General features: G+C 45.9%; 19 protein-coding genes. 15 read left to right on the top strand and 4 right to left on the bottom strand.

The features are described 5' to 3' along the window. Positions 1 to 147 precede the first annotated feature (147 nt). Positions 148 to 1773 carry a pyridoxal-dependent aspartate 1-decarboxylase PanP gene (gene panP / locus ACH19P_RS04310; RefSeq protein ID WP_462157266.1) on the top strand — a complete coding sequence of 542 codons (1626 nt, stop codon included), beginning with the start codon at positions 148 to 150 and terminating at the stop codon, positions 1771 to 1773. On the opposite strand, the gene ACH19P_RS04315 is transcribed toward panP, so the two are convergent. The 3 genes from ACH19P_RS04315 to ACH19P_RS04325 are packed head-to-tail and all read right to left on the bottom strand — an operon-like array spanning position 1768 to position 4761. Continuing rightward, entirely contained in the window at positions 1768 to 2709 is a 942-nt protein-coding gene (locus tag ACH19P_RS04315; RefSeq protein WP_462157267.1) for an alpha/beta fold hydrolase, read from the bottom strand. The genes panP and ACH19P_RS04315 overlap by 6 nt on opposite strands. Before the next feature lie 6 nt (positions 2710 to 2715). Next, positions 2716 to 4077, bottom strand: coding sequence for an ATP-binding protein (locus ACH19P_RS04320; protein WP_462157268.1), 1362 nt, complete (start codon positions 4075 to 4077; stop codon positions 2716 to 2718). After that, positions 4078 to 4761, bottom strand: a complete 684-nt coding sequence (locus tag ACH19P_RS04325; protein WP_462157269.1) for a response regulator — start codon at positions 4759 to 4761, stop codon at positions 4078 to 4080. A gap of 168 nt (positions 4762 to 4929) precedes the next feature. Here ACH19P_RS04325 and ACH19P_RS04330 point away from each other — a divergent pair, with 168 nt between their 5' ends. From ACH19P_RS04330 to ACH19P_RS04375, 10 genes are all read left to right on the top strand, one after another. Next, positions 4930 to 5388: a Spy/CpxP family protein refolding chaperone gene (locus ACH19P_RS04330; RefSeq protein ID WP_462157270.1), complete on the top strand. Its 459-nt coding sequence runs from the start codon at positions 4930 to 4932 to the stop codon at positions 5386 to 5388. Between the two features lie 96 nt (positions 5389 to 5484). After that, complete coding sequence (gene acuR / locus ACH19P_RS04335; RefSeq protein WP_462157271.1) at positions 5485 to 6117, top strand: acrylate utilization transcriptional regulator AcuR; 633 nt, start codon at positions 5485 to 5487, stop codon at positions 6115 to 6117. A gap of 73 nt (positions 6118 to 6190) precedes the next feature. Further along, positions 6191 to 7174, top strand: a complete 984-nt coding sequence (gene acuI, locus ACH19P_RS04340; protein WP_462157272.1) for an acrylyl-CoA reductase (NADPH) — start codon at positions 6191 to 6193, stop codon at positions 7172 to 7174. A gap of 148 nt (positions 7175 to 7322) precedes the next feature. Beyond that, a complete protein-coding gene (locus ACH19P_RS04345) occupies positions 7323 to 8303 on the top strand; it encodes a methyltransferase domain-containing protein (protein WP_462157273.1) in 981 nt (326 codons plus the stop codon). Continuing rightward, the gene (locus ACH19P_RS04350; RefSeq protein WP_462157274.1) at positions 8276 to 9463 is read left to right on the top strand and encodes a GspE/PulE family protein; all 1188 of its coding nucleotides are present in this window, start codon (positions 8276 to 8278) and stop codon (positions 9461 to 9463) included. The genes ACH19P_RS04345 and ACH19P_RS04350 overlap by 28 nt, the downstream gene beginning before the upstream one ends. 6 nt (positions 9464 to 9469) lie before the next feature. Beyond that, positions 9470 to 10564 (top strand): ATP-binding protein, encoded by a 1095-nt coding sequence (locus ACH19P_RS04355; protein ID WP_462157275.1) that lies wholly within the window; start codon positions 9470 to 9472, stop codon positions 10562 to 10564. Between the two features lie 820 nt (positions 10565 to 11384). Next, positions 11385 to 12401: an extracellular solute-binding protein gene (locus tag ACH19P_RS04360; RefSeq protein ID WP_462157276.1), complete on the top strand. Its 1017-nt coding sequence runs from the start codon at positions 11385 to 11387 to the stop codon at positions 12399 to 12401. Between the two features lie 13 nt (positions 12402 to 12414). Further along, positions 12415 to 14046 (top strand): ABC transporter permease, encoded by a 1632-nt coding sequence (locus ACH19P_RS04365; RefSeq protein WP_462157278.1) that lies wholly within the window; start codon positions 12415 to 12417, stop codon positions 14044 to 14046. Further along, a complete protein-coding gene (locus tag ACH19P_RS04370) occupies positions 14046 to 15086 on the top strand; it encodes an ABC transporter ATP-binding protein (protein ID WP_462157279.1) in 1041 nt (346 codons plus the stop codon). The genes ACH19P_RS04365 and ACH19P_RS04370 overlap by 1 nt, the downstream gene beginning before the upstream one ends. Before the next feature lie 70 nt (positions 15087 to 15156). Continuing rightward, entirely contained in the window at positions 15157 to 16062 is a 906-nt protein-coding gene (locus tag ACH19P_RS04375) for a Dyp-type peroxidase (protein ID WP_462157280.1), read from the top strand. 33 nt (positions 16063 to 16095) lie between these two features. On the opposite strand, the gene argR is transcribed toward ACH19P_RS04375, so the two are convergent. Continuing rightward, entirely contained in the window at positions 16096 to 16563 is a 468-nt protein-coding gene (gene argR, locus ACH19P_RS04380) for a transcriptional regulator ArgR (protein WP_462159308.1), read from the bottom strand. 226 nt (positions 16564 to 16789) lie between these two features. On the opposite strand from argR, the gene mdh reads away from it, so the two are divergent. From mdh to aceF, 4 genes are all read left to right on the top strand, one after another. Next, positions 16790 to 17725, top strand: coding sequence for a malate dehydrogenase (mdh, locus tag ACH19P_RS04385; RefSeq protein WP_462157281.1), 936 nt, complete (start codon positions 16790 to 16792; stop codon positions 17723 to 17725). A gap of 283 nt (positions 17726 to 18008) precedes the next feature. Next, on the top strand, positions 18009 to 18758 hold the full coding sequence (pdhR, locus tag ACH19P_RS04390) for a pyruvate dehydrogenase complex transcriptional repressor PdhR (protein ID WP_347391616.1): 750 nt from the start codon (positions 18009 to 18011) through the stop codon (positions 18756 to 18758). Positions 18759 to 18846: 88 nt separating this feature from the next. Further along, on the top strand, positions 18847 to 21513 hold the full coding sequence (gene aceE / locus ACH19P_RS04395) for a pyruvate dehydrogenase (acetyl-transferring), homodimeric type (RefSeq protein ID WP_462157282.1): 2667 nt from the start codon (positions 18847 to 18849) through the stop codon (positions 21511 to 21513). A gap of 10 nt (positions 21514 to 21523) precedes the next feature. Beyond that, complete coding sequence (gene aceF / locus ACH19P_RS04400; protein ID WP_462157283.1) at positions 21524 to 23383, top strand: pyruvate dehydrogenase complex dihydrolipoyllysine-residue acetyltransferase; 1860 nt, start codon at positions 21524 to 21526, stop codon at positions 23381 to 23383. Positions 23384 to 23522 lie beyond the last annotated feature (139 nt).

A 23522-nucleotide genomic window follows, 5' to 3' on the forward strand; every position in this document is an offset into this window, starting at 1 on the left:
TAATGTCGCAAAAAATTCATGCAACTTTCTTAAATTTGACCAAAGCTGCAAGACTTTTTTTGGTGATTGCTATAAAGTGAGCGCAAGTAAATTGAACCGCTTGATGCAATTTGCCACCGTAATCAAGCCAACCCAATTAGGTATGTCATGAGTGATAAGCGTTTTGCCGTTGCATCAGAACAAAGCTTGATGCGCGTCTTTACGGTGCCCGAGGCACCGGACTCAACGCTCAGCAAAATAGAAGCCGAAATATCCAGTAACTTGGCGGGCTTCCTGAACGAAAATATCGCTGCGGTAGAGAAGCCGCTGCATGAAATCGAGCGTGATTTCGAGTCTGCGCAGATCCCAGAAGAACCTATGTTTGTCAGCGCTCATGCTCAAGACATCATGGAAAAGCTGGTTGCGCACTCTGTGCATACCGCTGCACCGAGCTTTATTGGTCATATGACGTCGGCATTGCCGCATTTTGTGCTGCCGCTATCAAAATTAATGGTGGGCCTGAACCAGAATCTGGTAAAGATTGAAACCTCCAAAGCCTTTACTCCGCTTGAGCGTCAAGTGATCGGCATGCTGCATCACATGGCCTACGATCGTGACGAAGATTTCTACAATAAGTGGATGCACAGCGCTAAAACCTCCTTAGGGGCATTCTGCTCTGGCGGTACCGTGGCTAATATTACGGCACTGTGGATTGCGCGTAACCGCTTGCTTAAGCCTGAAGGTGACTTTAAAGGTATTGGTGCGCAAGGCTTAGTGGCGGCGATGTTCCATTATGGCTACAAAGGCTTAGCGGTCTTGGTATCGGAGCGTGGGCACTATTCCTTAGGTAAATCTGCTGATTTACTCGGTATTGGCCGTGACAACTTTATTTCTATCCCAACGGGTGAAGACAACAAAGTTGATGTGGAAGCTATGCGTAAAGAGGCGCTCGCCTTGCAAGCGCAAGGCATTAAAGTTATGGCCATTGTTGGTGTTGCTGGCACCACCGAAACAGGCAATATTGACCCACTCAATGAGATGGCCGACTTAGCACAAGAGATTGATTGTCATTTCCACGTTGATGCCGCATGGGGCGGGGCGACGTTACTGTCAAATAATGCTCGCCACTTACTCGCTGGGATTGAACGTGCCGACTCCATCACCATCGACGCACACAAGCAAATGTATGTGCCCATGGGCGCGGGTGTGGTGCTGTTTAAAGACCCAAGCGCGACCGATGCCATTGAACATCACGCCGAGTATATTCTGCGTAAAGGCTCTAAGGATTTAGGCAGCCATACGCTCGAAGGCAGTCGCCCGGGGATGGCAATGCTGGTGCATGCGTGTTTGAGTATTATTGGCCGCAAAGGCTATGAAATGCTGATTGATAAAAGCTTGGACAAAGCTCGTTACTTTGCCGACTTAATCAAGGCAGAACCGGATTTTGAACTGATCTCAGAACCTGAGCTGTGCTTGCTTACCTATCGCTACGTGCCAGAAGCAATCAAAGCGCGTTTAAAAACAGCTGATGAACAAACCAAGCTGGATATCTATGCTGCGTTGAATCGCTTCACTGCAAGTATGCAAAAGCGCCAGCGTGAAGCGGGGCGTTCATTCGTGTCGCGTACGCGCTTAACGCCAAAAGCCTACGGCTATCAACCGACAGTGGTATTTCGAGTAGTGTTAGCTAACCCGCTCACCTCGAAACAAATCCTTCAGGATATTCTTGAAGAACAGCGTGAGTTAGCCCTTTCTGATCCTATGTACAAAAAGTACTTATCTAAATATCTATAACTGATTACAGAAATTTAGAAAGTCTCTGAGCAGGGCTTTGCGAACAGTATCATGTTCGCAAAGTAGCTCATGCTTTGCACCTTGATACGTTTTCAAAATGCCATAATTTTGCCCGTGGATGAAATCCGCATAGGGTGAGGTGTCGACCACCGTATCTTTTTCCGCTGCGGCAATAAATAATGGGACAGGGCATTCACTTTTTCTAAGTTTATCAATCGCTTTAAAAGCGGCGTTGAGCCATTTAAAAGTGACCCCACCGAGCTGCAATTCAGGGTAGCTATTATACAAAGCGCGAAAACGCCGGTAACGCTCTTGTGAATGTGTGAGTTCATTGTCACTAAAAGGCACTTCGGCGTAGGGGCCGTGGCCCGGTACATAGTTATCACCCTTAGTAAGGGTACATACTGTGCTTGCCCATAGTTTCGCAAGCCAAGGTTTCGTTGAACCAGTGTGGATCTGCAGCATCGGCGCACTTAAAAATACACCTGCAAATTCTTCAGGATAGGTGCACACGAAATCGAGGGCAATGGCGCCGCCCATGGAGTGACCTAACAGTATCTTTTTGCCCTGCCAGTGATGGTTAACGACGTGAGTGATGAATTGGTGTAGGTCGGCTTTGTAGTCATCAAAATGACCAACGTAGCCCTTATTGGCATCTTCTAAATGGCGATAGGAGCGGCCTTGCCCTTGGTGGTCAACAATAAACACAGCGACATTATTGCGGGCAAGTTCCCACAACAACTCTTGATATTTTTGTGCCGCTTCAATGCGACCAGAACTAATGACGATTGCGTAATCAGCGTTGTACGGTAGATGGTATGCATAAAACAATTTACCGTGCTTTGTGTCCAAAAAATCAGAAGTCATATCGTGCTGCCAAAAATGCTCGATGGCTTCATCATTTTTAGAGAGCAAAGCTTCGCTGGAATAAAACATTCAATATTAGTTCGTAGGCAAGTGGATGCTCGCTACTAAACCACCTTGTGGATGATTTTGCAACTCCAGTACCCCATTGTGCGCCGCAATGGCTTTGCTTGCGATAGCCAACCCTAAACCGGTTCCACCACTTTGCCGAGTTCGGGCACTGCCCACGCGATAAAACGGTTCGGTAATGTGTTTGAGCTCACTATCTTCTACACCAGGGCCATCATCATGAATAGTTAAAACGATGGATTCTGCATTGTATTCTAGGTTCACATCAACATGGGATTGCGCATATTTAATCGCATTACGCAAAAGGTTCTCTATCGCGCTGGCAATCAGTTGCGGGTCGACTTCAAGTGTGATGTTGGCGTCAACGGTTGGCAATTGGACTTGCTTATCCAAAGACTGGGATTCAAATTGCGCATCATTGAAAACAGGTGTTAACAGGTGCTCCAGAGCAATCGGTTCTGTTCGCAAAGATTGTTGGCGGTTCTCCAAGCGCGACAACATCAAGATGCGTTCAATCATAGAGTCTAACAGTTGTGCTTCTTTTTCTATGCGAGTGAGTTGTGTATTGGTTGGCTCATCAGCATTATCCTGTGCTAACGCACACGCTAACGATAAGCGCGTCAGTGGCGAGCGTAGTTCATGTGAAATATCGCCTAATAGCGAACGCTGGCTATTTACTAAGGTCTCGAGTCTTTGTGCCATGCTATTAAAATCTTTGGCTAAATCTCCCAGTTCGTCACTGCGGCTCGACGCAATGTTCACGCGGGTATCCAGTTTACCTTCTGCAATCGCATTAGTGCCTTGGCGCAATGAGTTTATGGGTCCTATCAGTGTACGAGTGAATAGGAAGCTCAATAACATCGACGCGGCAATGGCGACGGTAATCTTTACCCAATGCGGCATGAGTCTTAGGCGGAACATCCACGGCACAGGGCCACCGCGTTTGATTTCAAACAATTGAAATTGGCCGTCTGGTAAGTTCACCACTTGTGGTCCAATGGCATGAAAATGCTCATGAAAAATGATTTGTGGAGGCATCTCTAGACGGAAGTTGAGCAGGCTTAAATCATCTTCATCTAGGGTAGTAAAATTGCTATAGGAAATGTCTTTTTCTGGAGAGTACAGATAAATATTTTTACGCCCTTTGATTCTTGAGCGATTTATCACTTCTTGTGCTGTAGCGTCATGTTTCTTCGCCGACATTTCCAGCCCTCGGCCTAAGCGATGCAATTGACGTGCATCTTCTTGGCGCAAGGGTTCATAGCTTATTTCACTAAAACTAACTGAACTCAAGGCCGCTAATGAGGCCACAGTGGCTGCCAATGTTAGCCAGAACCACAGGAAGATTTTTACATACAGCTTATTGAACACTTAGGCATCTCCGATAAGAACATAGCCGGCACCGCGCACCGTACGAATACGTTCATTCTCAATATGCTCGGCAACTTTTTTACGTAGGTTACTGACATGCATATCGATGGAGCGATCATAAGGAGCAAGTCGGCGCCCAAGTACCTGCTCGCTAATTTGTTCTTTGCTAACAATGGCTCCTGGTTCTTGCATCAACAGGTGCAGAATGGCAAATTCGGTGCCGGTCAGGGTGAGCACCGCCCCCGCAGCCTGCGCGCTGCGACTGTGCATGCACACAGACAAATCGGCGAAATCGAGCTCTGCTTTTGGCTGGCTATTGTTGATGTGCTCAATTCGGCGCGTAATCGCTTTTACACGAGCGAGAAGCTCTCTGTGATTAAACGGTTTTGGAATGTAATCGTCGGCACCGAGCTCTAAGCCAAAGATACGGTCAAAGTCGTCGCCTTTAGCTGTCAACATGATCACGGGTACAAGAGATTGTGATCGCAAGCGTTTAAGTACCTCAAACCCATCAATTGTTGGCAACATAACGTCCAGTAGCACCAGTGCGTATTGATCAGTAAGCGCAAGTTCGAGACCTTGTTCGCCATCATGAGCGCAGTCTACCTCGAATCCTTGGTTTTGGATGTATTCACTCAACATGTTTGCCAGTTCAATATCATCATCAACTAGTAGAATTCTCATTGTTTACTCTGTGTTGTGTTGCTTAATTATGTTCATAGTAACTGAATGCTTTACCCCATTGCGACACCTTTACACAACCTTTACATAGCGCTGACGTTGCTTTGCATTGCAGCCGCTAAGCTTGTAAGCAAATATAGTTCACAACCAAGGACAACTTAGGAGTCCACTATGAAATTGAATAAATTACTTACAGCAGCCGTTATCACCATTGGTTTAGCATCAACTACCGCGATCGCTGGTAAAGGTGAGCATTTTAAACATGAGCGTGAGATGTTTGGTGAGCGCATGAGCCAATACTTAGCGCTCACAACAGAGCAGCAAGATCAGATTAAGGCGATTAAAGACGCGCAAAAGCAAGAACGCCCTGAACGTGGTGACAGAGCTGAGCAAAAAGCGCAATTTGACGCACTGACACAAACGTCTGAAAGCTTCGATGAAGATGCAGCGCGCGCAATGATCACTGCAAAGCAAGCAGACCACCTTGAGCGCCAAATTGCGCACATGAAAGCCAAGCACCAGATTTGGAATATTCTCAGTACTGAACAGCAGCAAAAGCTTGTTGAAATGAAAGAGAAGCGCAAAGAGCGCCACGCGCAAAAGCGAGCAGAAAAACGTGGTGAGCGCTAGTCGTAACTATGCTGAAAATGGGAGCCTGAGGGCTCCTTTTTTATGGGGAAGACTTTTTATTTGTAATTTAATAGACGATCGGTCTAATATTGAGTCATGACAGTTTCAAAAAATAAACCTCGCAGAGGTCGTCCGCCCAAAAGTCACAGCAATGAGCACGATACTCGTGCTGCGCTTATTCGCAGTGGTTTAGAGCAGCTCACCGAAAGTGGTTTCGCCGCTTCGGGAATAGATGGCATCTTAAAAAAGGTGGGCGTTCCCAAAGGGTCTTTCTATCACTATTTTGCCAGTAAAGAGGCATTTGGCATGGCGGTGCTTGATAGCTACGCAGCATACTTCGCGAAAAAGTTGGATATTTTTTTGTTGGATGAATCTTATGCACCACTGCAGCGCGTGCGAAACTTTGTGACTGACGCTCAGCAAGGAATGGCCAAACACGAATTTAAGCGCGGTTGCTTGGTCGGTAACCTAGGTCAAGAGGTCGATTTGTTGCCCGAGAGTTTTCGCCAACCTCTTATACAGGTTTTTTGTGATTGGCAGCAAAAACTGGCGCAGTGTTTTTATGCAGCCCAACACAATGGTGAGTTAGCCGCTTCGGCGCAATGTGATGCGCTGGCCGAATACTTTTGGATTGGCTGGGAAGGGGCGGTAAGTCGCGCCAAGCTAGTGAAAAGCTCAGCCCCCTTAGAGAGTTTTTATTCTCAATTTATGATGAGTTTGCCAAAGTAGTATGGGCCCTTGGCCGTTTTGCGGATTCATTGTGTATTTTTGTAGACGATTGGTCTAATTTCAGGAGAGCACGATGTTCAGTGGCGTTTTAATCGAAAAAGATGAGCAAGGTTATCATGCAAACGTAAAGCAACTTGATGACAGTATACTGATGCAAGGTGACGTTACCCTAAAGGTTGAGTACAGTACGCTCAACTATAAGGATGCGCTTGCAATCACAGGTAAAAGCCCGGTGGTCAGGCAATTTCCAATGATCCCGGGTATTGATTTGGTGGGTACGGTTGAGCAAAGCGAAAGTCCGCAATTCAAGGTCGGCGATCAGGTGTTATTAAATGGCTTTGGCGTAGGCGAAGTGCATTGTGGCGGGCTTGCACAAAAGGCGCGTTTGCAGAGCAAATGGCTGATACCGCTACCAAAAGCTTTCTCTCCAAGCCAAGCCATGGCCATTGGCACTGCCGGATATACTGCTATGTTATGTGTTATCGCACTACAGAGAAATGGTGTGTCACCGGACAAAGGCGAAATACTGGTAACGGGTGCCAATGGTGGTGTTGGCAGTTTTGCCATTCATATTCTCAGTAAATTAGGTTACACCGTGGTGGCATCAACAGGTCGCCTTGAGGAATCTCCCTATTTACACCAACTTGGTGCTGCAGAGGTTATTGATAGGCAGACATTGAGTGAGCCAGGTCGTCCACTCGCGAAAGAGCGTTGGGCTGCAGTGGTAGACTCAGCGGGTAGCCACACGCTTGCCAACGCCTGTGCGAGTACGCAATATGGTGGCGTGGTAGCTGCGTGTGGTTTGGCTCAAGGTATGGATTTTCCAGGAAGTGTGGCACCCTTTATTTTACGCGGTGTGACACTTGTTGGCATCGATAGCGTGATGCGACCACTTGAGGACAGAATCGAAGCTTGGCAACAGTTAGGCGATATTATCGACCCAACAGTATTTGCTGATGTTGCGGTTGAAGTGAGTCTAGGTGATGTTGTAAGTACAGCCCAAGCGCTCATGGATGGACAGATACGTGGGCGGGTTATCGTCAACGTAAACAAGTAGGTACCTAAACTTGTACCTAGATGAGCAATCTTCTAGGTACAAATTACTTCCTGACTTCAAATTCCACTAAAGTCTGTTCTACATCAATCTCGTAAGTCTCAAATCTGTCTTATATTTATGAGTAAAGCTAATACGTTTTACTGAAATTATGCCGTTTGCTAGCCAAAATAAAATTGATGCTGCTCTTGATATATTGGACCGCGAGCAGTTTGTTATTTCCAAAGATTTAGATGAGCGTGGTCTGGGGCATGGTCTGCCAACTGAGGATATTATCCGAGAATTATTGAGCGCCTTACCTGACCCTGGGCAAGATATTGATGTGATGCATATCGGCGCAGGCTCTGGTTACCTCAGTGCAGTGTTAGCTAAGCTATGTCATTTCGTCATTGCGGTTGAGAGAAATGTTCAACTAGCTGAGTTAGCAAAGCGAAACCTGCAAATTATCAATCAAGCCAATGTTAGCGTTATCAGCGATGACATTGCGAATGTTGGAACCCGTGATAAGCCTGTGCAGTGTGTAATTTGTACGTGCTTTTTAGATGACGTGAAGTGCCTTTTAGACTTTATGTCTGAGGGGGCGAGCCTTATTCATTTCAGTGGTGAATTTAATACACCACAGCTTCTTCATTATCAAAAAGAACGGAATGAACTTAAGTTTAAAGGCTGTGTGGGAGAGCTAGACTTTCGCACTCATAGTCATTTAGTCATAGATATTCCAAGACTTAACGACAATTCCAGTGAACCAGTGATCAGTGCTGTCGAAGATAAAAAGACGCTCAATGAGCTATACGAAATGTTGCAACCTGAGCTGATAAATAATTACTCACGCAACTACTTAGAACTTCACCGGATTTTGCCTATTTACGAGAGTGACAACGTTATTACTTTAGTGACCGATAGTCATGAGGTTAGCTATGATGACTTGCGTAGAATGCACCCGTGTAAACAAGTCGATTGTCGCGTGATCCCTGCAGCAAATTTCAAGCGACTTTGGTCTCATCTGGATGTCGTTTCTCGCGGCACGGAAATTTTCAATGAACTCAATGAAGAACAGACCCCCCAGAAGACTTTGAAAAAATCGACACCACTATCAACCCATATTTGGTCTCGGTTTACGAAGACTTATTAATAGAAGCAATTGGTGAGCGAGCCAGTGATATTCACTTAGAAATATATGGAGGTCATGTTCGCATAAGACTTAGAGTTGATGGTGAGCTCCATGATTTTACTCGTATTCAGCTGCGAGAAGATGAATACAATGGTTTGGTCAATGTCATCAAAATTCGTTCGCAGCTAGATATCTCAGAGCGTCGTCTACCTCAAGGAGGACGAACAAAGCTTAAATATGGCAGTGAGGATTATGACCTTCGGGTGCAAACCCAACCGACATTGCATGGAGAGCATATTATTGTTCGTTTGCTTAAGCATACGGGCAGAGCGATGACGATGGAAGGTCTGGGAATGCCTTCTAAGATTGCTGATTACTACCGACGATTGCTAAAAAACCCTGTTGGGTTGGTATTGGTCGTTGGGCCTACAGGGTCAGGTAAATCCACCACCTTGTATGCGGGTCTACAGCAACTTGCAGACGATGGCACTCGAAAAGTGCTTACTATTGAAGATCCCATTGAATATTCGATTGATAATGTTCAGCAAAGCCATGTTAGGCCGGATATCGGCTTCACATTCGCTCAAGCGCTTCGTGCCTTTGTCCGTGAAGATCCCGATGTAATTTTAGTGGGTGAAATCCGGGATTATGAAACTGCACTAGAGGCGATAAGAGCATCTCAGACAGGTCACTTGGTGTTATCAACACTGCATAGTAACGATGCGGTGGATGCGCTGCAGCGTTTATACGATTTGCAAATTCACCCCAACTCGATAGCAAGCGAATTACTTGCTGTGATCGCACAGCGTTTAGCGAAACGAATTTGCCCCCATTGTAAAGTCGAGGACTCCCCTAATGAAGCGCTGCTCAGTGAAGTCTTTCCGGATGGTGTACCGACAAAATTTAAGTGTTATCGAGGCGAAGGCTGTGATCACTGTGGTCAACGTGGTACGAAAGGTCGAATTGCTGTGATTGAGTACTTATACGCAAATAGTGACATTCGAAAAGCTATTTCAAATAAGCCTGATGTTGAGACATTACGTTTGATTGCATTGGACTCGGGATTAATTACGATGCGAGACAGCGCGTTAGCACATGTTATTAGTGGGCAAATAGCACTCAGCGAGCTACAGAAAATACTACCTCAAGATCGTATGTCTCCAGAAAAAAGAGGGGAGTGATAGTCGATGAGTAATGAGCTTAAATGTCAGCAACGTATTCCGGCCGAAGCGGAGTTTGGGGAGGAGTTGAATCGTCTGGCTGATATTGACCCTATTACCCCACCTTCAGGTTGGTACTTATCCCCTTCAACCATTGAAAAGTTTATTGTTGGTGACAAACAACTGGGAATCGAGACCAAATTTTTTGCTCCCTCTGGTGTAGTTGCTCGTGTTTTAGTTAATCTCGCTGCAGGGAGAGGGAGTTTGTTATTAGGGGAGCCGGGAACTGCAAAGTCGCGCTTTTCTGAACTACTTAGTGCCGCGATTTCAAACGACTCCTCTTATGTGATTCAAGGTGGAGCCATAAAAGAAGTGACACAGCTACTCTATACTTGGAATCAACACTCTGTTTCAACGAAGGGGTTTTGTGTTGAGTCTTTGGTGCCTACGCCACTATTTAGAGCTATGGAACTTGGCAAAATAGTCCGCTTTGAAGAGATTTCCCGATGCGAACAACCAATACAAGATGCAATCTTGAGTCTTTTGTCTGAGCGGGTGATCAGTATTCCAGAGCTTCCACATGAACAAAGTCTGCTGTATGCCAAGGCGGGGTTCAACATTATAGCTACGGCCAATAATTTGGATGTGGGTATTAAGGAGATGAGCTCCGCACTAAAAAGGAGAATGAGCTTCGAACATATCTGCCCGATAAAGCGACTGGAGGATGAGATTGTAGTGGTCAAGCGGGAGGTCTCAAAGCTGAATTTGACCGCTGGGTTATCAGTTGCATTGAGTGATGAGGTGTTTGAGGTAATCACAACCATTTTTCATGAGCTGCGCACAGGACAGACATGTGACGGGATCACGACAGATCGTTTATCTGGCGCGACGATGTCCACAGCGGAAATTATTTCTGTTGCGCATGCTTTTTGTGTCCACGCACATTATTTTAATAACGGTGATATCAACTTTGAGGATATTGCCCACTCTCTGATTGGCGCAGCGCTAAAAGATGAACCTGCAGATAAGCGGCGTTTGTTGCATTATTTTGAATCGCAGATTTCGACTAGAAGTGGCAAAGTGTGGAAGGCATTGTATTCACAGCGGCATTTGTTACGTTAACGAAATACCGGATAAGCGAGCAAAAAAATACGCGACCGTAAAGGTCGCGCTGACGGAATTTTCTAGCATCCTGCCAGTATTGAAGCAAGTTCAATTCCCTGTAATCACTGCGTGATTATCCGCTGCATGTGCGGCGGTTTCATCCTTGTCCCCTTTTCCTGTGACAGCCTGTCAATGAGTGATGTGGACTAAATGTAGTTCGCATTTTTATACACAATACTCAGGTTCATTTCTTCACATCCTGTGTCTCAACGTCCTGTTGAAAATCCTTGGGTGAACCAATCCTATCATCCTGAGTGCTGTCCTTGTCGTGTGTAGCTCCGTTACACGTCCCTTTTATACTTCCTTGTTCTTCGCATCCCGCGATGAGTTTGTCCTTTTCCGTTACAACATTCCGTTGTGCTGTGCTTCCTGCACCTGTCCTATATTTTCCTGCACTGAGTGTGCTTTGAGCGTCCTGCTCGAGTGCTCTCTTCCGTGAACATCGGTTTTCCTTAACTTTACCGCTCGTATGCCCTTACAAGCGATGGATACAGTATATGGGATAGAAAGCGGGATAACAGTCAATCAGCGGTAATGTAAAGTTAGTCACATTACTGAAATAAAACATAAAGTTATTAAATATCAATCGGTTGTAATTTTTTAGCCGTATTTTTAAACATCAGATAGCGCAATAACCTGCTCGTTTGTGAGATATATCTCACAGTGAAAATGGGGAAGCCGGAAGTTGTTCAGCTCGCTGTCAGTTTTGCACTGTACATTTCTCTTCTAAATAGTAAGATGCGCTTGATAATTATTTTTATTTAAATTGGAGGCTTTAATGAGAAAAGCAATTGGACTCGCAGTAGCGTCTGTCATCTCGGTATTGGCATCTACGGCTGCTGTTGCAGAGGAAACTGTTAATATTTATTCCTTCCGCCAACCTTTTTTGATTGAGCCTATTTTAGAAAAGTTCACGGAACAGATTGGGGTTAAAACGAACGTCGTGTTTGCTAAAAAAGGCCTTATCGAGCGTTTAAAGCGCGAGGGCAAGCATACTCAAGCCGACCTCGTTCTTACTTCCAACTTCAGTGCACTCATGCAACTTGAAGAAATGGCGCTGACGCAAGAGATTAACAGCGACGCTGTTGACGCCAATATTCCAGCTGGTTTTCGTGACCCGCAGGGTCAGTGGGTAGCATTGACTAAGCGGGTACGTAACGTGTATTCATCAAAAGACCGCCTAGGCAAACTCGATACGCTGCGTTACGAAGACCTAGCGACAGATGCATACGAAAACAAGGTGTGTATGCGCCCAGGTAAGCATCCTTACAACCTAGGACTTGTTGCTTCTATGATCGCCCACCACGGTGAAGTAGAAACTAAAAAATGGCTTGAAGGCCTCAAAGCAAATCTAGCTCGTAAACCACAAGGTAATGACCGCGCACAGGTTAAAGCCGTGAAAGAAGGTTTGTGTGATGTGGCAATCGGCAACAGCTACTACTTCGGTAAGATGATTGAAGATGAGCAACAAAAAGCATGGGCAGATTCGGTCTATATTAATTTTCCTAATCAGCAAGACCGTGGTGCACATGTGAATGTTTCTGGTGTGGTGCTAACTAAACACGCCAAAAACAAGGAAAATGCCTTGAAACTGATCGAGTTTATGACCGACAATACGGCACAAAATATGTATGCCTCTGTCAATATGGAATATCCGGTGAAGCCGGGCGTGCCATTGTCTGAACTTGTTGCCTCTTGGGGCGAGTTCAAAGAAGACACTCTGCCATTGTCTGAGATCAGCAAACACCGCGCCGCGGCGTTAAAACTGCTTGATGAGGTTAAATTCGACCTGTAATTAATGGGTATCAATGCAGTTTAAATTTTCGCTGTCATCGTGGCAGCTGATTGCATGGACGACAGGCTTAGGCCTGTCGTTACCTTTGTGCTTCCTTATTTTTGAATCCTTACAAAGCGACCCCGAGGTGTTTGCCCACCTGTGGGACACGGTGTTGTGGGATTACATCAACAACACTGTGTTGTTGATAATGGGTGTTGCCCTTCTTAGTTGCGTGATCGCCTTACCCTTGGGCTGGCTGGTGGCGTATTGCGATTTCCCCGGCAAAAAGCACTTTGAATGGGCACTTATGCTTCCGTTGGCGATGCCCACTTACCTCATTGCCTACGTGTATACCGATTTGTTTGATTACGCAGGTCCTGTGCAGATTGCACTGCGTGATTATTTTGGTTGGCAGTCCCCCGAGGATTATTGGTTTTTCGATATTCGTACCTTAGGTGGTGCGACAGTCATGATTGCCTTAGTGCTTTATCCGTATCTTTTCCTCATTTTCAAAACTGCGCTCAAAGAGCAATCTCATAAATTGGTGCACGCAGCGCAAGTCATGGGGCATAGTCCAACAAAGAGCTTTTTCACTGTGAGCTTACCTTTAGCACGCGGTGCGATAGCGGCGGCGATTGCGCTTATCAGTATGGAAGCGATGGCGGATTTCGCGACTGTGAGTTATTTCGCAGTAAGTACGCTAACAACGGCTGTCTACGATACCTGGTTTGGCTATTACTCATTAACTGCCGCAGCGAAAATATCTGGGATTATGCTTTTGATTTTGTTCGTTGCCATTGTTGTGGAGCGTTACTCGCGCAGAAACCAAGCAGTGTTTGAGCGCCAAACTCAATTGAGCAATGAGCCGTTATATAAGCTAGCTGGCAGCAAAGCGTGGGCGGCAACCGCATTTGCTAGCTTTATTCTCTTGATTGCATTTGTTATCCCTGTGGCCGTGCTACTAGAGTATGCCGTCCACTATTTCGATAGAGCGTGGAATAACGAGTTTTTCATCTATGCATGGCATAGCCTAAAAATCTCTGCATTGGTGAGTATGGTAACCATATTCCTGAGTATTTTAGTGGTTTACTCGCAACGTTTAGCACCGAGTAAATGGAGCCTTTGGCCAGGACGACTTGGGAGCACGGGCTACGCGCTACCAGGTACGGTATTAGCGATAGCTGTGTTGTTACCTCTCACAACATTTGAAGACTACTTCAATCAGTGGCTTGAATCATCAAGTTGGCAGCCGGGCTTGTTTTTGAGTGGTACTTTATTCGCTATTATCTTTGCTTATGTTGTGCGCTTTTATGCTATCGCCCATGGCAGCATTGAGTCGAGTTTTAGTCGTATTAGCCCTAATTTAGATATGGCCAGTCAGTCGATGGGACGCAGCCCAAGGCAAACGTTGACGAGCGTACATATTCCCATTTTACGACGCGGCATTCTCACAGCGGCATTGCTGGTGTTTATCGAATGTATGAAAGAGTTACCAGCAGCGTTATTGCTAAGGCCATTTAACTTTGAAACACTGGCGACGCATGTATTTCAATATGTCAGTGATGAGCAATTGGAACTGGCCTCGGTCGCGGCCGTGTTTATCGTCGTGGTTGGGTTAGTCCCGCTGTATTTTATTAATCGCTCAATGGAACATAAACACTAATGTCAGCAAAACTACACTTGGAAAATATTAGCTTTAACTACGGCGAACGCGCTGTGGTCAATGAACTAAGTTTGCATCTGGGTGACAATGAAATTCTGTGTTTATTAGGGGCCAGTGGTTGTGGCAAAACGACGACATTGAAGGCGATTGCGGGTTTGTTGCGTCCGCACTCAGGTGTTATTCGCCTTGGCACTCAAATCGTGTGTGATAGCAATAGCTTTGTGGCGCCGCAACATCGCAATATTGGCATGATGTTCCAAGATTACGCGCTCTTTCCGCACCTGAGCGTGGCGCAGAATATTGCCTTTGGTTTACAAGGAATGTCGAAACATGCGCAAACTGAGCGCGTAAATGAAATGCTGGCTTTAGTTCACCTTGAGGAATGTGCTGGGCGTTATCCGCACCAGTTATCAGGGGGACAGCAACAACGTGTGGCCATAGCTCGTGCGCTCGCATACAAACCAAGTTTGTTATTATTGGATGAGCCATTTTCGAACATAGACCATCAAGTTCGCTACCAACTTATTGCCGACATTCGCCACATTATTAAAGATCAGCAAGTGTCTGCTATTTTTGTGACCCATTCGAAAGAAGAAGCCTTCGCTTTTGCTGATACGTTAGCGGTGATGCACGAAGGACAAATTGCCCAGCAGGGCACTCCCCAAGCGTTATTTCATCATCCTCGTTCACGCGTTGTGGCTGAATTTTTGGGTGAAGGCCTATACCTTGATGCGCAAAAACAAGATGACTATCACTTCGAGACGCCTTTTGGTGTGGTTAAATCGCAACTTGCAATTGCCGGTGGGCAAAGAGCGGGTCAGCTCTATGTGCGCCCCCATGAGTTGCGACTCGTTGCTGACGATAATGGGCCGGTGACGGTTATCTCGAAGCGCTTTGTTGGCACCGAATATGTGTATCGAGTGCGCGTGTTTGACCAAGAGATTGAAGTGCCTGTGAGCCAACCTGAACAAGAGTTTTTGCCGACACAAAGGCTATCGATTACAATTACCTCACATTCGGTAAATTTCTTTACCAATTAATCGCCTATTCAGAGCGCTTGTGAAAGCGCTCTTGGCCTATAAAAATAAAAACCAAAGGAACTTTGCATACATGCCCAAAGCGCAGTCCGGCGTTTGTGCGCAGGCGAATTTACATGGCCTGCATCTGTTTTTTAATGTCCTCGATGGTCATGATGAAACAGTCAAAAGCAAATTAGCTCAGCTAGTTGAGTTGCAATCTGAGTATGACGACCGTTTCTCCGAAGCCATGGTCTCGAGCTTTGTTGCGATTGGTGCACAGTATTGGCCCCACTTTTTCCCTCAAGCCATGCCTAATGAATTAGCAAGCTTCCCAAGTGTATCCACATCTGAACACAGTATTGGCGTGCAGCCGTTTGATTTATTTGTACAAATTCGCTCCGACCGAGAAGATGTGAATCACTTATTTGGTCAACGAGTATTGCAGTTACTGGCACCAGATGTTGAGCTCGTAGAAGAAATTACCTGTTTCCGTTTTTTAGATGGTCGGGATTTTAATGGCTTTGTGTATGCGCCCGATACGCCACATGGTCGTCAAAAAATGCTTACTGCGCTGATTGATGACTCTGACGCTGATTTTGCTAAAGGCAGTTATGTACATGTGCAGCGCTTCACACACAATCTAGGGGCATGGCAAGCGTTATCCGTTGAAGATCAAGAAATCTTGATGGGGCGCACTCGTTTGGACAGTGAGTTGTTGATGCCTCTTAATGCCAACAGTCATGCTGTGTGCACTGAACTGAAAGATGAGAAGGGACAGCCACTGATACTTCATCAAGGTATGCCATTTGGCACTATGATGAAACAAGGCTTATTATCGGTGACCTGCAGCGCAACGGGCAATGCTTTTGCTCAGATGTTGCGAAGCCAGCTGGGGGACCACACTCATTACGATGGTTGGTTGGACTTTACTCAAGCTGATATGGGAGCTGCATTTTTTGCTCCCTCAGTGGAATTTTTGAAAAGTCTGAAAAACTAGGGGGTGTTTGCACACCCTCAAAATTAATGCGCACTAGACGTTATCGAATAGCTTACGTACACGCTCAAGCGTCAAATCGATTTCTGACACCTTCGCTGGAGCAATAAAAATTGTATCGTCACCAGCAATCGTGCCCAATACGCCATCTGCTTTACCTAATGAATCCAGTAAACGCGCAATCAACTGCGCAGCACCTGGGCTAGTTGTGATGATAATCATCATTTCATTGTGAACAATATCAATGACCAGCTGGCGAAGTGGCGACTTGGCTGTTGGCACAGCGAGTTCGGCAGGAAGGCAGTACACCATTTCTTGTTTGGCGTTACGGGTTCTTACCGCACCAAACTTACTTAGCATGCGCGATACTTTGCTCTGGCTGATGTTGTCGAAGCCTTGCTCTTTAAGAGCGTCGACAATCTCACCTTGTGAACCGAAGTTTTCTTCTTTTAAGATCGCCTTAAAGGCTTTTACCAAAGCTTCTTGTTTTTCTTGCGCTTGCATAATGTCTTCTTCTTTGCAAATTGTTGTCATTATTCTACCTAAGATGTCAGTGTATTTCATCTTAGGTCAAACTTTACAGTTAAGTTTACGACTATGGTCGAGATTATCCTCAAAATAACGACGATTAATTTGTCTTTAGCGCCTATTTTCATTATCTTTATGGCCATCAATTGGTCACACGACCCAAATCTCTACTAACTAGTCTCGTTTTTTACGGAGAATTAAAATGAAAGTTGCCGTTTTAGGTGCTGCCGGTGGTATCGGTCAAGCGCTATCTTTACTACTAAAAAATAGCCTTCCAGCAGGTTCTGAGCTTTCGCTATACGACGTAGCGCCTGTTGTTCCTGGTGTTGCTGTAGACCTATCACACATCCCAACTGCTGTTACAGTTAAAGGTTTCGGTAAAGAAGACCTAGACGCAGCGCTAAGCGGTTGTGACATCGTTTTAATTCCAGCAGGCATGCCTCGTAAGCCTGGTATGGACCGTGCAGATTTGTTCAATGTGAACGCAAGCATCGTTCAAGCGCTAGCTGAAGGTATCGTTAAAAACTGTCCTAAAGCGATGGTAGGTGTTATCACTAACCCAGTTAACGGCACTGTGCCAATCGTTGCTGAAGTATTCAAAAAAGCGGGTACTTATGACCCAGCTCGCGTGTTCGGTGTAACGACGCTTGACGTTATCCGTGCTGAAACATTCGTTGCTGAGTTAAAAGGTCTAGACGTAAGCGCTGTAAAAGTACCTGTGATCGGTGGTCACTCTGGTACAACTATTCTTCCACTTCTTTCACAAGTTGAAGGTGCTACTTTCTCTGATGAAGAAATCGCGGCACTTACAACACGCATTCAGAACGCAGGTACTGAAGTTGTTGAGGCGAAAGCGGGCGGCGGTAGCGCGACACTTTCTATGGGTGCGGCAGCAGCGCGTTTCTGCCTATCACTAGTGAAAGGCCTACAAGGTGAAGACGTAATCGAGTACGCATACGTTGAAGGTAACGGTGAAGATGCACAATTCTTTGCTCAGCCAGTACGCCTAGGTAAGAACGGTGTTGAAGAACTTCTTTCTTACGGTGAACTAAGCGCGTTTGAGCAAAAAGCAAAAGACGACATGCTTGCTACTCTGAACAAAGACATCCAAGAAGGTGTCGACTTCATGAATAAATAAGCTAGCTATATTAATTAGTTAGTCTTGTTTTAGACGCAGTTCTAGAACAACAAAAAGCCTCTGCAATGTGATTGTGGGGGCTTTTTTTATGCTCTACAATCACACAATAACTGGTATGACCATTTGCTGTAGCAATAAAAAGACTTTAATTTTTGTCCATATATTCCATACTGATGTGAATAAATTTTGAGTCATTTATGGGCATTTTTGACAGCCTAGGGCGAATCTGATACCTTATCTGCACTTTTTGGTATGACCAATTTACCCAAAGCTAAAAATAACAATGTCATTAAAAGTCAAAGCAGCGAAACTTTCAGATGTGATCCTAGCGCAACTTGAGAACATGATTCTGGAGGGGTCACTGGCGCCTGGAGAGAAGCTTCCCCCTGAGCGTGAGTTGGCCAAGCAATTCGAAGTATCCCGTCCTTCGCTGCGAGAGGCGATTCAAAAGTTGGAAGCAAAAGGGTTAGTTACCCGCCGTCAAGGTGGTGGCACTTTTGTAAAGAATCAACTTGAAGAGGGGTTAAGTGATCCACTGTTTGAGTTGATCAGTAAACACCCTGAGTCGCAATTTGACTTACTTGAGTTCCGTCATGCCCTTGAAGGGATCGCTGCTTACTATGCCGCTTTACGAGGTACTCAAACTGACTTTGTTAAGGTCAAAGAAAGTTTCGACAAGATTGCACAAGCCAGTGATGATTTGTCTGCGAAGGCTAAAGCCATCAATGCATTTCATTTTTGCATCGCCGAAGCATCACACAATGTGGTGTTATTGCACTTAGTGCGTGGCATGCAGGCTTTGCTAGAACAAAATGTACTGCAAAATTTGCAAGTACTCATGAAGAAAACAGCGGTGTCGCAGCAACTTGCTGAGCATCGTCAAGTGCTGATGGATGCCGTTATTGAAGGGCACCCTGAAGAGGCACGTTTAGCCAGTAATGCGCACTTAGCATTTATCGAAGAAGCATTGCTTGAAGCAACCAGAGAACACTCACGTATTGAGCGTTCCCTGAGACGTACCCGAGCACAATAAAATAAGCTGTAAGCCCCTGTGGAGCGTTTGCTCACACGGGGCTTTTTGGCATTTTAAATTCGTATTTTAAACATAAGGAAAACTCCATATGTCTGAAGTCAATAAAGTTGACGTAGACGCATTTGAAACCCAAGAGTGGTTACAAGCCCTTGAGTCTGTAGTGCGTGAAGAAGGCGTTGAGCGAGCGCAATTTATTCTTGAGCAAGTGTTAGAACAAGCGCGTTTAGATGGCGTTGATATGCCAACCGGCACAACAACTAACTACGTTAATACCATTCCTGCAGACCAAGAACCTGCGTATCCGGGTGATGTAAACATCGAGCGCCGCATTCGCTCTATCATCCGTTGGAACGCAATTATGATTGTTCTGCGTGCGTCTAAGAAGGATCTTGACTTAGGTGGACACATGGCGTCTTTCCAGTCGTCAGCGGCATTCTATGAAGTGTGTTTTAACCACTTCTTCCGTGCACCGAATGAGCAAGACGGCGGTGATTTAGTTTATTACCAAGGTCACATTTCACCGGGTATCTATGCACGTGCATTCGTTGAAGGTCGTTTAACGGCTGAGCAGCTAGACAACTTCCGTCAAGAAGTAGACGGTAACGGTCTGCCTTCATACCCACACCCGAAATTAATGCCTGAGTTCTGGCAATTCCCAACGGTATCGATGGGTCTGGGTCCAATCGCTTCTATCTATCAAGCACGTTTCTTAAAATACCTAGATGGTCGTGGTCTTAAAGACACGTCTAATCAACGCGTATACGCATTCCTCGGTGATGGTGAGATGGATGAGCCAGAATCACGTGGTGCGATTTCTTTCGCTGCTCGTGAAGGCCTAGATAACCTATGCTACCTAGTTAACTGTAACCTACAGCGTCTAGACGGCCCAGTAATGGGTAACGGCAAGATCATCCAAGAGCTGGAAGGTCTGTTCAAAGGTGCAGGTTGGAATGTAATTAAAGTCGTGTGGGGCAGTGGTTGGGATAAGCTTCTTGCTAAAGACACAACAGGTAAGCTACTACAACTGATGAACGAAACAGTTGATGGTGACTACCAAACATATAAAGCGAAAGATGGTGCCTACGTACGTCAGCACTTCTTCGGTCGTTACCCTGAAACAGCAGCGCTAGTTGCTGATATGACAGACGAAGAGATCTTCGCGCTTAAGCGTGGTGGTCATGAGCCTTCGAAACTATTTGCAGCGTTCAAATCAGCACAAGAAACCAAAGGCCGTCCAACGGTAATCCTTGCGAAAACAGTAAAAGGTTACGGCATGGGTGATGCGGCTGAAGGTAAAAACATCGCGCACCAAGTTAAGAAAATGGACATGACGCACGTAGCGCATCTGCGCAGTCGTCTTGGTCTTGATGACTTGGTATCGGAAGAGGATTTAGCAAATCTTCCGTACCTAACGCTTGAAGAAGGCTCGAAAGAGTACGAATACTTACACGCCCGTCGTAATGCGCTTCACGGTTACACACCACAGCGTCTTCCTAACTTTAGCGAAGAGCTAGCATTACCTCAGTTAGACGCTTTCAAGCCACTACTTGAAGAGCAAAAGCGTGAAGTGTCAACGACCATGTCTTTCGTACGTACATTAAACGTATTGTTAAAAGACAAAGGCATTGGCAAAAACATCGTGCCAATCATTGCCGATGAAGCGCGTACATTCGGTATGGAAGGTCTGTTCCGTCAAATCGGTATTTACAACCCGCGCGGCCAGAACTATAGCCCAGAAGACCGTGACATCGTTTCTTACTATAAAGAAGACCAAGGCGGTCAGGTACTGCAAGAAGGTATCAACGAGCTAGGTGCAATGTCTTCATGGGTTGCTGCAGCAACATCATACAGCACCAACGATCTACCAATGATCCCGTTCTACATCTACTACTCAATGTTTGGTTTCCAACGTGTAGGTGACATGGCGTGGATGGCAGGTGACCAACAAGCACGTGGTTTCCTTCTTGGTGCAACGGCTGGTCGTACAACGCTTAACGGTGAAGGTCTACAGCACGAAGATGGTCACAGCCACATTCTTGCTAACACAGTGCCTAACTGTATTTCTTACGACCCAACATTCGGATACGAAGTGGCAGTAGTCATCGAAGACGGTATCCGTCGCATGTACGGTGAGAACCAAGAAAACGTGTTCTACTACCTGACTTTGATGAACGAGAACTACCATCAACCAGCAATGCCGGAAGGCGCGGAAGAAGGTATTCGTAAGGGTATTTACAAGCTAGAAAGCTATGCGGGCAGCAAAGGCCAAGTACAGCTTCTAAGCTCAGGTACGATCATGAATGAAGTACGTAAAGCGGCGCAGATTCTTAGCGACGAGTACGGCATTGCTTCAGACGTGTTCTCAGTGACGTCATTCAATGAAATTACCCGTGATGCGCAAGATGCTGATCGTTACAACATGCTTCACCCTGAAGCAGATGCAAAAGTGCCTTACCTTGCAACAGTGTTGGGCGATGCACCAGCAATTGCTGCGACTGATTACATGAAGAACTATGCAGAGCAAATTCGTGCCTTCATCCCAGCTGAGTCTTACCGCGTACTAGGTACAGACGGTTACGGTCGCTCGGATAGCCGTGAAAACCTACGTCGTCACTTCGAAGTGAACGCAGGTTACGTGGTAGTTGCAGCACTGACTGAGCTAGCTAAACGTGGTGATGTTGAGAAGTCTGTAATTGCTGACGCAATTAAGAAATTCGACATCGACGCAGACAAGATTAACCCGCTGTACGCTTAAGAGGTTAGCAATGACTATTGAAATTAAAGTACCAGACATTGGTGGCGATGAAGTTGAAGTAACTGAGATTCTTGTAGCTGTTGGCGACAAGGTTGAAGTTGAGCAATCGCTTATCACTGTGGAAGGCGACAAAGCCTCTATGGAAGTTCCTGCAAGCGAAGCGGGTGTGGTTAAAGAAATCAAGATTGCTGAAGGTGACACGGTATCAACGGGCACCTTGATCATGATTTTTGAAGGTGCAGCGCAAGAAGCTGCTCCTGCACCAGCAGCACCTGCTGTAAGCGCGGGTGCTAGCGCAAGTGTTGAAATTAATGTACCAGATATCGGTGATGATGAAGTTGAAGTCACTGAAATCATGGTAAGTGTTGGCGATACCGTTGAAGAAGAGCAATCAATCCTGAGTGTTGAGGGCGACAAAGCGTCAATGGAAGTGCCAGCGCCACAAGCGGGTGTTGTTAAAGAAATCAAAGTAAACGTAGGCGATAAAGTGAAAACCGGTTCGCTTGTGTTTGTCTTTGAAACGGCTGGCTCAGCGCCAGCACAAGCACCTGTAGCTGAGGCTACTGCGCCAGCACAAAGTGGTGGTGTTGAAATCAAAGAAGTGGTTGTACCTGATATCGGCGGTGACGAAGTTGAAGTGACCGAAGTCATGGTGAGTGTTGGTGATAGCGTGTCAGAAGAGCAATCTATTCTGAACGTTGAAGGTGACAAAGCATCAATGGAAGTGCCAGCTCCTTTCTCTGGTACGGTTAAAGAAGTAAAAGTGAATGTAGGCGACAAAGTAAGCACAGGTTCGCTTATCTTCACCTTTGAAGTACAAGGCTCAGCGCCCGCGGCCGCACCGGCTGCTCCAGCAAGTGCGCCAGCCGCTGCGACGCCAGCTCCTGCTCAAAAAGCAGGTGGCCCAGCGCCAGCGAAACGTGAAGACTTCGTTGAGAACAGTGACTATGCTCACGCATCACCCGTTGTTCGCCGTTTAGCACGTGAGTTCGGTATTAACCTTGCAAAAGTAAAAGGCACAGGCCGTAAGAACCGCGTTATTAAAGAAGACGTGCAGAACTATGTGAAAGAGCTAGTGAAGCAAGTTGAATCAGGTAATGCTGGCAAAGGCGGTAACGGTGCTGGTGTGGATCTTATTCCATGGCCGAAAGTGGACTTCAGCAAGTTCGGTGAGGTCGAAGAGAAGAAACTTTCACGTATCCAAAAACTATCGGGTGCAAACCTGCATCGTAACTGGGTGCATATCCCACACGTTACACAATACGATGAAGCGGATATCACCAGCCTAGAACAATTCCGTAAAGAGCAAAACGCTCTTGCTGAGAAGAAAAAGCTAGGTGTTAAAATTACTCCTCTTGTGTTCGTAATGAAGGCAGCAGCGAAAGCGTTGGAAGAATTCCCAACCTTTAACTCGTCGCTATCAGAAGACGGTGAAAGCTTGATCCTGAAAAAGTACGTGCACATCGGTATCGCTGTAGATACGCCAAATGGTCTTGTTGTGCCAGTGGTACGTGATGTGAACAAAAAAGGCATCATGGAACTGTCTCGTGAGCTGATGGAAATCTCAGTAAAAGCACGTGATGGCAAGCTGACATCTTCAGATATGCAAGGCGGCTGTTTCACTATTTCGAGCCTAGGTGGCATTGGTGGTACAGCATTTACACCAATCGTGAATGCGCCAGAAGTGGCTATTCTAGGTGTGTCTAAGTCTGACTTTAAGCCGAAGTGGAATGGTAAAGAGTTTGAGCCGCGCTTAATGGTGCCGCTAAGCTGTTCATACGACCACCGTGTAATTGACGGTGCGTTGGCAGCACGCTTTACTGTGACGCTGGCAAATTACCTAAGCGATATTCGCAACTTGGTAATGTAAGACAACTTTAATCCCAGTAAACGGTTTTTACTGGGATTTTTATACATGGCAATGATACAATCTTTGCACAATTTTTGTGAGCAATGACCGTTTAATGAAATTATTCGTTATTGCTTCCCGTTCGGACAAAATAAGGTAA

This window comes from Pseudoalteromonas sp. GB56 (genome assembly GCF_054923835.1).

Coding starts and splice junctions, on each gene's coding strand:
- panP (WP_462157266.1), top strand. CDS start 148: ATGAGTGATAAGCGTTTTGCCGTTGCATCAGAACAAAGCTTGATGCGC.
- ACH19P_RS04315 (WP_462157267.1), bottom strand. CDS start 2,709: ATGTTTTATTCCAGCGAAGCTTTGCTCTCTAAAAATGATGAAGCCATC.
- ACH19P_RS04325 (WP_462157269.1), bottom strand. CDS start 4,761: ATGAGAATTCTACTAGTTGATGATGATATTGAACTGGCAAACATGTTG.
- ACH19P_RS04330 (WP_462157270.1), top strand. CDS start 4,930: ATGAAATTGAATAAATTACTTACAGCAGCCGTTATCACCATTGGTTTA.
- acuR (WP_462157271.1), top strand. CDS start 5,485: ATGACAGTTTCAAAAAATAAACCTCGCAGAGGTCGTCCGCCCAAAAGT.
- acuI (WP_462157272.1), top strand. CDS start 6,191: ATGTTCAGTGGCGTTTTAATCGAAAAAGATGAGCAAGGTTATCATGCA.
- ACH19P_RS04345 (WP_462157273.1), top strand. CDS start 7,323: ATGCCGTTTGCTAGCCAAAATAAAATTGATGCTGCTCTTGATATATTG.
- ACH19P_RS04355 (WP_462157275.1), top strand. CDS start 9,470: ATGAGTAATGAGCTTAAATGTCAGCAACGTATTCCGGCCGAAGCGGAG.
- ACH19P_RS04360 (WP_462157276.1), top strand. CDS start 11,385: ATGAGAAAAGCAATTGGACTCGCAGTAGCGTCTGTCATCTCGGTATTG.
- ACH19P_RS04365 (WP_462157278.1), top strand. CDS start 12,415: ATGCAGTTTAAATTTTCGCTGTCATCGTGGCAGCTGATTGCATGGACG.
- ACH19P_RS04370 (WP_462157279.1), top strand. CDS start 14,046: ATGTCAGCAAAACTACACTTGGAAAATATTAGCTTTAACTACGGCGAA.
- ACH19P_RS04375 (WP_462157280.1), top strand. CDS start 15,157: ATGCCCAAAGCGCAGTCCGGCGTTTGTGCGCAGGCGAATTTACATGGC.
- argR (WP_462159308.1), bottom strand. CDS start 16,563: ATGCAAGCGCAAGAAAAACAAGAAGCTTTGGTAAAAGCCTTTAAGGCG.
- mdh (WP_462157281.1), top strand. CDS start 16,790: ATGAAAGTTGCCGTTTTAGGTGCTGCCGGTGGTATCGGTCAAGCGCTA.
- pdhR (WP_347391616.1), top strand. CDS start 18,009: ATGTCATTAAAAGTCAAAGCAGCGAAACTTTCAGATGTGATCCTAGCG.
- aceE (WP_462157282.1), top strand. CDS start 18,847: ATGTCTGAAGTCAATAAAGTTGACGTAGACGCATTTGAAACCCAAGAG.
- aceF (WP_462157283.1), top strand. CDS start 21,524: ATGACTATTGAAATTAAAGTACCAGACATTGGTGGCGATGAAGTTGAA.